The 12,475-nt window shown below is 35.5% G+C and carries 11 protein-coding genes and 1 riboswitch; all 11 genes read left to right on the top strand.

Features of this window, described 5'->3' with window-relative positions; genetic code table 11:
• Positions 1-38 precede the first annotated feature (38 nt).
• The 11 genes from VZL98_07910 to VZL98_07860 all read left to right on the top strand — a co-directional run bounded on the left by VZL98_07910 (position 39) and on the right by VZL98_07860 (position 12,221).
• Positions 39-1,586: a GH3 auxin-responsive promoter family protein gene (locus tag VZL98_07910; protein WVH62621.1), complete on the top strand. Its 1,548-nt coding sequence runs from the start codon at positions 39-41 to the stop codon at positions 1,584-1,586.
• Positions 1,546-2,868 carry a radical SAM protein gene (locus tag VZL98_07905; GenBank protein WVH62620.1) on the top strand — a complete coding sequence of 441 codons (1,323 nt, stop codon included), beginning with the start codon at positions 1,546-1,548 and terminating at the stop codon, positions 2,866-2,868. Before VZL98_07910 ends, VZL98_07905 begins: the two co-directional genes overlap by 41 nt.
• A gap of 39 nt (positions 2,869-2,907) precedes the next feature.
• Entirely contained in the window at positions 2,908-4,197 is a 1,290-nt protein-coding gene (locus tag VZL98_07900) for a radical SAM protein (protein ID WVH62619.1), read from the top strand.
• The gene (locus VZL98_07895; protein WVH62618.1) at positions 4,194-5,519 is read left to right on the top strand and encodes a radical SAM protein; all 1,326 of its coding nucleotides are present in this window, start codon (positions 4,194-4,196) and stop codon (positions 5,517-5,519) included. The genes VZL98_07900 and VZL98_07895 overlap by 4 nt, the downstream gene beginning before the upstream one ends.
• The gene (locus VZL98_07890) at positions 5,519-6,859 is read left to right on the top strand and encodes a radical SAM protein (protein WVH62617.1); all 1,341 of its coding nucleotides are present in this window, start codon (positions 5,519-5,521) and stop codon (positions 6,857-6,859) included. Before VZL98_07895 ends, VZL98_07890 begins: the two co-directional genes overlap by 1 nt.
• A complete protein-coding gene (locus VZL98_07885; protein ID WVH62616.1) occupies positions 6,843-7,922 on the top strand; it encodes a hypothetical protein in 1,080 nt (359 codons plus the stop codon). The genes VZL98_07890 and VZL98_07885 overlap by 17 nt, the downstream gene beginning before the upstream one ends.
• Before the next feature lie 168 nt (positions 7,923-8,090).
• The gene (locus tag VZL98_07880; protein WVH62615.1) at positions 8,091-8,555 is read left to right on the top strand and encodes a hypothetical protein; all 465 of its coding nucleotides are present in this window, start codon (positions 8,091-8,093) and stop codon (positions 8,553-8,555) included.
• A 240-nt stretch (positions 8,556-8,795) separates the two neighbouring features.
• Positions 8,796-8,877: riboswitch (SAM riboswitch) on the top strand.
• Positions 8,878-8,924: 47 nt separating this feature from the next.
• Complete coding sequence (locus VZL98_07875) at positions 8,925-9,932, top strand: methionine ABC transporter ATP-binding protein (GenBank protein ID WVH62614.1); 1,008 nt, start codon at positions 8,925-8,927, stop codon at positions 9,930-9,932.
• On the top strand, positions 9,929-10,570 hold the full coding sequence (locus VZL98_07870) for a methionine ABC transporter permease (protein ID WVH62613.1): 642 nt from the start codon (positions 9,929-9,931) through the stop codon (positions 10,568-10,570). Before VZL98_07875 ends, VZL98_07870 begins: the two co-directional genes overlap by 4 nt.
• 13 nt (positions 10,571-10,583) lie before the next feature.
• Positions 10,584-11,447, top strand: a complete 864-nt coding sequence (locus VZL98_07865; protein WVH62612.1) for a MetQ/NlpA family ABC transporter substrate-binding protein — start codon at positions 10,584-10,586, stop codon at positions 11,445-11,447.
• 195 nt (positions 11,448-11,642) lie between these two features.
• Positions 11,643-12,221 (top strand): uracil-DNA glycosylase family protein, encoded by a 579-nt coding sequence (locus VZL98_07860; protein ID WVH62611.1) that lies wholly within the window; start codon positions 11,643-11,645, stop codon positions 12,219-12,221.
• The last annotated feature ends 254 nt before the right edge of the window (positions 12,222-12,475 follow it).

Here is a 12,475-nt window from a genome sequence, read left to right as displayed (position 1 = left end):
GTGCTTATCGCAGTTTTAATTCTGGTATAGAAGATTTTATGGGAGTTCAAGAATCGAAACTCCTATCGATAATTAGGAAAAATGAGAATACAGAGTTTGGATTAAAGTATGATTTTAAAGGAATACATTCTATTTCGGATTATGTTAATGTGGTACCCATTGGCGATTATGACAGCCATGAAGATTTTATTACTTGTCAATACGAAACAGGGGAAAAGACTCTATTAGATGAGAAGATTCTTCTTTATGAAAAATCTAGCGGATCGAGTAGTCCGAGCAAGTATATACCGTATACCGGGAGTTTAAAATCTGAGTTTATGAATGGAGTAGAACCATGGCTCTATGATTTATACATGAATTATCCTGAGATTCAGAAGGGAAAGCATTATTGGTCTATTTCACCAATTATAGAAAATGAAAAGTACAGCCCAATAAAAATACCTGTTGGATTTGAAGAAGATAGCGGATATTTCAATAAATTACAAAGCATACTCCTATCAAGGGTGTTTGCAGTTCCAAATGAGGTTAAACATTTGAGGGCTGAAGATTTTGCGACTTTGACTCTATACTATTTAGTACTGGCAGAAGATTTGAGTTTTATATCGATATGGAATCCAAGCTTTTTGAGCGTTCTGCTTTCTGAATTGGAGCTGTATAAAAGACAATTAATCAGAGCTTTTGAAACTGGAGAGATGAAACTGTCAAATGGTGAATTTATGAGATTTAAATCCAATAATAAAACAGTTTCCAGAGCAAAGATTTTAAAGGGATTCAGTGGACATGACTATAATGAACTTTGGCCTAATTTAAAGCTTATAAGCTGTTGGGAAGATGGATTTTCTAGGAAGATGGCGGAAGATTTAAAAAAGCTTTTTCCAAAGACCCTATTTCAAGGAAAGGGACTGTTGGCTACAGAGGGAATTATTTCATTTCCACTGGAAGGGATTGGTAAGGTTTTATCTTATAAATCACATTTCTTTGAGTTTATGGACTTAAAAACAGGTGAGATATTTCTGCCTGATAATCTGGTTTCCGGAAACACTTATAGTGTCCTACTGACCACTTCCGGGGGTTTATACAGGTACAGGCTCTATGATCTCATAAAAGTCAGTGGTCATTATAAGGGACTGCCAATAATAGAGTTTTTAGGCAAGGAAGCACATATAAGTGATTATTATGGAGAAAAGATAAATGAAATCCATGTAGGTGAATTATTTAAAAGACTGGAAGTAGAAGGGTTTGCAGTTCTCGCACCTTTTGGAATAAATCCCATGTCATACTGCGTATTTATGCAAAACCCTCCTCTTAATGTGGCAGGATTTAAATCTAAAGTAGATACCATACTAAGAGAGAATTTTCATTATGACTATGCAAGGAAACTTGGACAAATTGGAGATGTAAAAGTATTCATAATAACCGAGGATCCATGGGAAGAATATTTTAGTAAGAAAAGTGAAAAAATGAAATTAGGGGACATAAAATTTAGCCCATTATATAGTGAGAAAGGACTGGAAGTGGCTTTTAAAGGTCACTTCATTTTAAACAATGAAAATAGTGATAACATCACCTGCCGGGGCAATGCATAGATATACCGGCAGTTTTAAAAAAGCTATACACTATGCACCGCTTACAATGACGACAATTGCAGGTCTTTTGTCTGAAATTGAAGAAAATGACGTTCGCATATATGATGAAACCATAGAGAAAATTCCAAGTGATCTGGAAGCTGATATCGTGTTTATGACGGCCATCACCGGGACTGCACCCAGAGTTTATGCATATGCAGACAAATATAGAAGAGAAGGTAAAATTGTAATCCTCGGCGGAGTGCATCCCACGTTATTACCCGAAGAGGCTATTCAGCATGCAGATGCCGTTATCATAGGCTTTGCTGAAGGTGTAATAGGTCAACTGATGGAGGATATCAAAAGAGGAGATATAAAAAGGTTCTATCATGGTAAGTTAAATGAAAATGGATCCTTTGGACCCGTAATGAGAAGTTTGATTCAAAAAGGGAAATACATCACCTCCTCATCACTGGAAGCTAGTAGGGGATGCAGCAATGAATGTACTTTTTGCGCTGTAAATGCTCTTCACAGTAAAAATGTCTATAAGAGGCCTATACCGGAGATCGTAAGTGAAATTGAAAAAATAGGAACTAAGACAATTCTCTTTATAGATGTGAATCTAATAGCGCATAGGGACTTTGCAATTAAGCTGTTTAAAGCACTCATACCTCTTAAGAAGTGGTGGTTCGGACTTACTACTGCAGATGTCGTAAATGATAGAGAATTATTTGATCTTTTAGTTAAGAGCGGTTGTAAAGGTCTACTTATAGGCTTTGAATCGGTGGCGACCTCTTCTTTAGGAGCTATGAATAAATACCGAAATGAGAATGTAGATTATTTTGAAATGATGAAGAAAATGCATGATGCAGGCATTATGATTAATGGAACTTTTTGTTTCGGCTCAGATGAAGATAATCCGGATATCTTTGACAGAACTGTAGAAATGGTAGAAAAGCTAAAGATAGATCTACCGAGGTATTCTGTTTTGACTCCATTTCCAAAGACACCACTCTACGCTCAATTAGAAGCAGAAAACAGAATTTTTGATAGGCATTGGGCAATGTATGATGTTGAACATGTGGTTTTTGAACCGAAGAATATGACTGTAAAGCAGTTAAATGATGGACTTATAAGAGCCTGGAGAGATACCTATACACTTAATCATATAAAAAATAGAATTCTTAGACCTCATCTTGGGATTCCATTATCTATAATGACCAATCTGGCCTACAGACATTATGCGGATAAACTTGAGGAATTTACGAGAGAAAAGATGATAGATATAAGTGATATTGAATGAGAAAGCGAACAGACCAATTAAATGGAGTTTTTAAACGTGATGGAAAATAATATAAAGATGCTCTTTTTGCAGCTCTCAATCGGTGGAGTTCCAAGAAGTGATGCCATGGAACCGCTGGCATTCGGAATTCTTAAAGCACTCACACCGGATAATTTTCACGTAGATTTTAAAGATGAGAATCTCGGGGACAGCTATAATGTTGAAGATTATGACTGGATAATAATGACAGCATCCAGTTTTACTGCAAAAAGAGCATATGATATTTCTAAATATGCAAGAAAATGTGGTGTAAAAACTGCACTTGGAGGATTTCACTCTTCATCTCTGCCCGGTGAAGCATCGGAGTACGTAGATGTCGTATTTGTAGGAGATGCTGAAGACACTTGGCCTGAGTTTATAATTGATTTGGAAGATGGAGCTTATAAAAGAAACTATATCAGTCAATTTATAAGCTTTGAAAATACAGTTTACGATACCTCGATATTTGAAGATAAAAAATATCCCATATTAAAAGCTGTGCAAGTAAGCAGGGGATGCAAGTATAACTGCGAATTCTGCTCAGTAAGTTCCATGTATAAAAAAGTTAGATACAGGTCTTCGGCACAAATCATAGAGGAGATTAAAAACAGGAAGCTTAAACTTATATTTTTTGCAGATGACAATCTGCTCCATAACAGGGAAGATTTGATAGCTCTTTTAACAGGCATAGAAGCTTTAAATATCAAATGGGCAGCTCAAATAAGCATCGATGTTGCAGATGACGAAGAATTGTTGAAGCTAATAAAAAAGTCTGGCTGCATACTTCTTTTAATAGGTTTTGAAAGTCTAAGAGATAAAAATTTAAAACTAATGAAAAAGAGTGTTAATATAAAGAGATCCTATGATGAAAAGATTGCTAAAATATATGAGCATGGAATTGCAATCTATGCGACTTTTGTACTGGGTTATGACTACGACGATATCGATTCATTTGAAGAGATAAAGGAATTTTGCAATAAACATAAATTCTATTTGGCAAACTTTAACCCGCTTATGGCAATGCCGGGAACTCCACTATACAATAGGTTAAAAAACGAAAATAGATTAACCATGGAAAAATGGTGGCTAAATCCAAATTATAAATATGGAATGAGTATGATTGTACCTAAAAACATGACGGAAACAGAACTTGAAAAAGGTGCATATATGCTTAGGTCAGAGTTTTATTCATATAAATCCATAATCCAAAGGCTGGCAAATAATGTGAATAGGATACATCCACTGGTATTTCTCATGACAAATCTGGTCTCTAGAAGAGAAATCCACAAAAAGCAAGGAGTAAATTTATGAGACTGACGTTGATTAAACCGAATATGGGTAGAATGATGAGTGGCAGCTATGTGGATGAGGGAAGAATGGAACCGCTTCAAATTGGAATCCTTGCAGCACTTACACCCGAGGATGTAGATATAGTATTTTATGATGACAGATGCGAAGAAATAAACTATGATGCCAGCACTGACTTAGTGGCAATAACAGTCGAAACTTTTACTGCCAAGAGAAGTTATGAGATAAGTTCTGAATTTAGGAGACGTGGAGTAAAAGTGGTGATGGGAGGCATGCATCCGACACTACTGCCTTCGGAAGTGGAATTACATGCGGATTCTGTAGTAATAGGAGATGCCGAAACGGTCTGGAAGGAGCTTATAGAGGATGCAAAAAACAATAGATTAAAGGCTAGGTATATAGGAAGAACCACAGTGGTACAGGATGGAGTATTTCCCAGGAGAGATATATTTAAAAACAAGGGTTATCTCAAATTATCTTTAATGCAGTTTAGCAGAGGATGCGGTGGAAGTTGCAAGTTTTGTGCAAGTTCAGTGTTTTTCTCCGGCAAACACCACTGTAGAGCTATAGAAGATGTGGTAGACGAAATCAAAAGCCAAAATCTTAAAAGAGTATTTTTTGTAGATGACAATATAGTATACAATCATGAGAAAGCGAAAGAACTTTTTAAGGCTCTCATTCCACTAAAGATTAAATGGGTGTCACAAGCTTCGATAAGTATGCTCGAAGATAGAGAACTTATGGAGCTGATGATGAAAAGTGGATGCTTGGGAAATGTAATTGGCTTTGAGTCAATCGTTCAAAACTCTCTTGTTGAAATGGACAAGAAGGGAAATACAAGAGATCCATTTTATAAAAAGTCGATAGAGATATTAAGAGATTTTGGGCATCAAACATGGGCTGCGTTTACAATAGGCCATGATAATGATACTGTAAAATCCATAAAAGAAACTCTTGATTTTGCAATTGCAAATAAGTTTGCCTTTGCTGCATTTAATGTAATTATGCCTTATCCTTCCACAGGATTGTATGACAGATTGAAGTCGGAAAATAGACTCTTATATGACGGGAAGTGGTGGATTCACGATGATTTTAGATTTAATCATGCTCCATACATTCCTAAAAATATGACGCCTGACGAGTTGACAGAACTTGGATTTATGTGCAGGAAGGAATTTAACAAGCCGAAATCCATATTTTTAAGAGCATTGGATTTAAAGACCAATATGAGAAATATCTATAGACTTGGAGTATATATGGCATATAACCCTCTTTTTAGAAAGGAAGTCTATAAAAAACAGGGAATGATCCTTGGAGGAAAATAATGAAAATTACACTTATACTTCCTGCAATCGGTAAAAAATCAGGAAAGCCCTATATAAAAACGTGGAGATTGATGGAACCTTTGACCATAAGTACTCTTGCATCCATGATTAACGAAAGAGCTGAAATGGTCTTCTATGATGACAGGATTGAACTTATAGATTATGAAGAGGATACCGATGCAGTTATAATTCCTGTAGAAATGTACACTGCCAGAAGGGCATACAAAATAGGAAATAAATATAGTAAAAGGGGAATTCCGGTCATCTATGGAGGTTATCATCCAACTCTCATGCCCGAAGAATCAATAAAAAATGGAGATTCAGTAGTAATAGGCAATGCAGAACTCATCATCGATGAACTATTGGACGATATAGAAAATGGCACCTTGAAAAAGTTCTACTATGGTGAGAACGGATTTAAGAAGGGGATGATTCCGGACAGGAGAATATACGGAAATAAGAAATACTCTCCTTTAGCTCTTATAGAAACAGGTAGAGGATGCGTTTTTAATTGCGAGTTTTGCACTATAACATCAGCTTACAAGAAAAAATACTATAGACGGGATATTGAAGATATAGTAAACGATATAAAATCGAGCGGAAAGAAATATATCTTTTTTGTGGATGATAATATAGTAGCAGATGAAGAGTTTGCAATCGAGCTTTTTAAAGCACTTGTACCACTAAAGATAAGATGGTCGGGACAAGGCTCGCTTACCATGGCCAGAAATGATGAACTTTTAAAATGGATGAAGAGAAGTGGATGCATGGTTGTTTTAATAGGATTTGAGTCCATGAACCCTAATATATTAAAACAAATGAATAAATCTTGGGCTTTTCAATCTGACGAAAGAGATTATCTCACAGAGAAGATACACTCATATGGGATTGGAATCTATGCTACATTTGTCTTTGGTTATGATTATGAGACTGAAGAGGATTATGAAGCTGCATTGAGATTTGCAGCAAAACATGATTTTTTCTTCGTGGCTTTCAATCACCTATTGCCATTTCCAGGAACCGGTTTGCACGATAGACTTCTAAGTGAAAATAGACTGGTTCATCCCGAATGGTGGCTACAAAGCGGCTATAATTATGGGAATATCCCATATATCGTCAAAGGTGACATGGAAGGTAGAGTTACTGAAAAGTGTCGAGAAATAAGACATAGATACTTCAGCTTAAGCAAGCTGCCCAAGAGAACTCTAAATGCAATACGGAGATACAAGGATATTATTACTACTTTTGTGTTTTTATCTCAAAACTTCAACTTAAAAAAAGAAATAGATGAGAAACTGATGCTTCCAATAGGAGATGGATTAGATGAATATCCGAAATGATGAGTTTTATTTTTATCCTGCAACAATAAAAGATAATGCGGACATAGATGCCCTTTTAAGAAACCCTGATTTTAAGGGGGATTTACAGATACTTTATACAAGAGGGAAAAATCCTGTGGAATCCTTCTATAAAGACGGAGACGAGACCTTAATCCTATGCTGTAGGCATAAAAATACCGATTCACTGGCGGGGTTTGGGGTTTGTAATGTAAGCAATATGTATATAGGCGGAAGATTGGAGAAAGTCGCATATCTTAGCGGATTAAGAGTCAGTCCCGACTTTAGAAGAAAAACTCTTAGGCTGATAGATGCATACTCAATTATGATGGATTGGATTTCAGAAAATGGAGCAAAATACATTATAACGACTATATTGTCGGACAATGAAGTGTTTCAAAAACTGGTAAGCAAGAAGCGAAAGAACTTCCCTGAGTATATGCGAATAGCTGATTATAGAGTATGGATTATACCGAGAGTAAGACCTTTTAAAAAGATAATTACCGGTATAAGACCTATAAGAAAAAATGAAATAGACGCACTCAAAAGCTTTTATTATAAGTATGGCAAGGACTTTTACCTATATCCTGAACTGGATTTTGACAATCTCGATTATAAGAACTTTAGAATAGTTTCAGAAGGTGATGAAATTTTATGCGCCTTATATTTGAAGAGCAGATCGGATAAAAAACAGATCCTCCATGCCTACGAAGGAAAGTATGCCTATATCAAGTATATTAGGCATTTACTACCATTATATGGATACCCGGTACTGCCGGCTGAGGGAAGGGAACTCGATTATAGATATGTTTCATACTATTTATGCAAACCCGGGGAAGAGGAGATGCTTTCAAATCTAATCCTGGATGCTGCCATGGAAGATTCAAAAATCAATTATATAGCTGTGGGATGCATAAATGGATCCAAGGTCGATGAATACCTAAAAAGGTCGATAAAGATGAGCTATAACAGCATATTATATACAGTTGCAGCTGAAGACTCCTGCTATTCAGAAGAACTTGTTGAGAATGCCAATAGTATCTATTTGGAACTTAGTGTGCTATGATTATCTGAATAAAAGACGAACTATATAAAAGACCGGTAGCATTTTTAGACATTGAAAAGCTGTAAATGATAAGGTTCTACTGTTAAAAAATTGTATATGATTTATTACCGTGATACAATTCAGTCAGTCATAGGGGAAATACACATAAAAAATCGGATAAAAAAAGAATTGGTAAGATTATATACAGGCGAGGTTGTTGCAGTAGTCGTGTTCTGGTTTTGCTATTTTAGATTTTCAAAGCTTGAAACAGGAACTTATTTGATGAAATCCATGGTATATCCGCTTTTTGTTTTAGGTGCTATTCTCGTTCAAGGGGCTTTTTATTGGTGGATTTTATATAAGAGGATTACAGTTCGTAAAACATTTGTAGAAAAAGCAGGTCGCATCTACAAAGTGTTGAGTTTAATTGATAGTGTGCTTTTGTCTTTAGGCTTGCCGGTGCTATTATTAACGCATAGTCACTGGTTTTCAACGATAGTAGGAATTCTAATTCTGCTATTCGCATTTATTGAATGGGTCAATTACTGTAAACAGCGTCTATCGTATAGCTTAAATCCATTTGAACTATTGAGAAAAATTAAAAACAAAACTCTCGTAAAAAGCAAACTGGCTAAGGAAATAGAAAATAGCTAGTTCATCTACATTTAATACTTTCGTAAAGTATATCCGTTCCTCAGCTAGCCGAACAGGAGTTATGAATTAAAAAATTTGCACAAAATAAATCCGAACATAATTATAAAAAAATTAACATTTTTTATAAGCATTCGCTTTAATGGGTCAATACATTTGACAAGCTAAGTTTATTGTTGTATGATAGTAAAAATTGATTTTAATTGCAAGCATTTTATGCAGATGAAATAGAATTGAATATGAATCTTATCAAGAGTGGTGGAGGGACCGGCCCTATGATACCCGGCAACCAATTAGATTTGGTGCTAATTCCGGAAGATGAGATAGTTTTATAAACCTCTCATTGTAGAGGTTTTTATTATTGGAGGACATATGATAGTTGTAGAGAATTTACACAAGGATTTTGAGGTTGAAAGCGGAACTCTCAAAGTCTTAAACGATGTTTCATTTAAAGTTAATAAGGGTGAAATATATGGGATTATAGGCTTGAGTGGAGCTGGTAAGTCCACGCTCGTAAGATGTATCAACAGGCTTGAAGAACCTACATCGGGCACGATTGTTGTAGACGGCATGGACATAACGGCTATGAATGATAGGGAATTATTAGAGCATAGAAAAGAAATAGGTATGATATTTCAGCAGTTCAATCTATTTCATCAAAGAACTGTTGCGAAAAACATAGCCTATCCTCTTGAAATAATAGGAATGAATAAAAAGGATATAGAAAATAGGGTCAATGAATTATTGGAATTCGTCGACTTGGTAGATAAGAAAAACTCCTATCCTTCACAACTGTCAGGTGGTCAAAAACAGAGGGTTGCAATTGCCAGAGCTTTGGCAACAAAACCTAAAATCCTATTAAGCGACGAAGGAACTTCGGCTCTGGATCCGGCTAATACTAAATCTGTCTTGGATTTACTTAGAAAATCGGTTAAGGAACTTGGACTTACGATTATTATGATTACCCACCAAATGGAAGTCGCAAAGGATATATGCGATAAGATAGCAGTTATGGAAAATGGGGTAATAATAGAAGAAAATACTGTAGAAGAACTCTTTAGAAATCCTAAGAAGAGTAGAACTCTATCCTTTATTGAAGGGTTGAGGTCTGAAGTTAAAGATGAGATATATGATTCCAATGACTTTGAAGGAATATTGGTGCGACTGACTTTTGATGAAAGAACTGCAAAAGAACCAATAGTATCGACTATGGCCAAGGATTATGGAATAGTGGTCAATATACTGTCGGGAAATATCAATAAGCTCCACTACACAAGTGTAGGATATCTACATCTTGAGCTAAGGGGAGATGAAGCAAAGATTTTTACGGCACTGAATGACTTAAGAGCCAAGGGAATAAATGTGGAGGCGATAAGATGACGGATTTGATTTTAAAAGCTACGTTTGAAACCATCTATATGGTTACATTTTCAACATTAATCGCTGTACTACTTGGTTTTCCGCTTGGTATGATACTGGTCGCCACTAGAAAAAACGGAATCTCGGAAAATCTGAAATTATACACATTTTTAGATGGAATAATAAACCTGATGCGTTCCATACCATTTATCATATTGGTTCTTGTATTATTTCCACTATCCAGACTAGTAGTTGGAACGACCATAGGGACTAAGGCTGTTATAGTACCACTATCAATTTCGGCGACTCCTTTTGTAGCCAGAATGTTCGAACAGGCGGTTATCGAGGTGGATAAGGGTGTCATTGATGCTGCTAAAGCGATGGGTTCAAGTAAGAGAGAGATTTTATTAAAGGTACTCATACCAGAAGCATTGCCCTCACTGGTAAATATGATTACGATTACGATAATAAATATAATCGGTTATTCTGCAATGGCAGGGGCTATCGGTGGCGGTGGACTTGGAGATGTGGCAATAAGATATGGACACTTTAGATCTGAGACGGATATACTTTGGGCATCTGTAATAGTGATAGTAGTACTAGTTCAAATAGTTCAATTTGTTGGAACTAGGATTTCTATATATTTGAATAAAAGATAAACAGGAGGGAATTATGAAGAAAATTTTGTTATTGGTTTTAGTACTGGCATTAGGACTTACTGCTTGTACAGGTGGAGAAAAGAAAGTGGAAGAAAAGACTGATAAGGTCGAAACTACCGATAAGGCAGAAACAGAAAAGAAAGACGACAAAGCAGAAAAGGTAGTAATCAAAATTGGAGTAACTCCGGTACCGCATGCTGAGATAGTTGAATTAATAAAAGACGATCTTGCAAAAGAAGGAGTAGAGGTTGAAATAGTTGAATTCAACGACTATGTAACCCCAAATATGTCCTTGGCAGATGGATCGATAGATGCAAACTTCTTCCAACATGAGCCATATTTTAAGGATATGACAGAGTCTAAAAACTTGGATTTGGTATCAATAGGAAATGTTCATATTGAGCCTATAGCACTATATTCTGACAAATATAAATCATTGGAAGAACTTCCGGATGGAGCACAGATTCTAATCCCGAATGATCCTTCAAACGGATCCAGAGCATTATTACTTCTCGAGTCAGCAGGACTTATTAAACTAAAAGATCCAAGCGATGTAAATGCAACTGAAAATGATATAACAGATAATCCTAAGAATCTAAAATTTACTGCACTAGAAGCAGCGTCAATTGCTAAAGCTTATACAGATGCTGATGCAGCTGTTATAAACTCCAACTTTGCTATCTTGGCAAAACTTAATCCTGTAGAAGACGGATTGATTATGGAAAAGGTTGATTCACCATATGCGAATTTAGTCGCTGTTAGAACCGCAGATAAAGACCTAGAAAAATTCAAAAAGCTAATGGATGCTCTTCATACTGATAAGGTAAAAGACTTCCTTAAAGAAAAATATGAAGGAGCAATAGTTCCGGCATTTTAGTATTCTGCTAAATATTAGAAATATTGGGTATATAATTAATAGCAAATAAAATACTAGATTGAACTTTCAACTGAAGACATATCGGGCAAAGCACCTGAAACACTTAGATTTCACCAAACATATGGTTTGGTGAAATTTATTTATACGGAAAATATGTTTTATTGTGATGCATAAACTATACTAAGGAGGAAGATTATGAATCAAATAGATAAGATTCGAAGTGAAATCCAAGAAGACCCCGAAAATGCTCATTTTAAAGAACTTGGGTATAAGCCCTTATTTGTTGCACATGAAAAAGCTAAAATCGTAGTAATAGGTCAAGCTCCGGGTATCAAAGCACAAAGTGCCGGTATTGCATGGCAGGACGAAAGTGGAAATAGACTGAAAGAGTGGCTTGGAATAGATGAAGAGACTTTCAGAGATAAAACCAAAATATCACTTTTACCAATGGATTTTTATTATCAGGGAAAGGGTAAATCAGGAGATAAAGCTCCCAGACGAGGTTTTGCTGCAAAATGGCATACTAAACTTCTCAATCTTATGCCCAATGTAGAGCTGATAGTTTTAACCGGTCAGTACTCGCAGAAATATTATTTAGGTAAGGATGTAAAAAAGAATTTAACTGAAACTGTTAAGGCTTACAAGGATTATCTTCCAAAATACTTTCCGATAGTTCATCCATCTCCTCTTAATTTTAGATGGCTTGGTAAAAATCCTTGGTTTGAGGAAGAAGTAGTTCCGGAACTGCAGAGAAGGGTAAAAAAAATATTATAGTTTTAAGAGAATTATAAAAGTGTAGGAAAATCCGTTTGTAACAATTTTTTTAAATCAAAAATCTATCTCCTGTCAAGTTTTCAAAGGAGATAGATTTTAATTTGTAGATGATACGATTTTTTTATTTACTTTAAATTTCAAAGAAAAGTTTTAATAATAACGGATACTATTAAAACAATTAGCTCTAAAATCTTTAAATATTGTAGATACATGATTAAATGGTGTATAATCAATACATAACTCTTTTAGAGAGG

The sequence above is a fragment of the Peptoniphilaceae bacterium AMB_02 genome (assembly GCA_036321625.1).
Lineage (GTDB): Bacteria > Bacillota > Clostridia > Tissierellales > Peptoniphilaceae > Microaceticoccus > Microaceticoccus formicicus.
The sequence above is the reverse complement of the archived record's forward strand: the minus strand, read 5'-3'. Positions and strand labels throughout refer to the sequence as shown.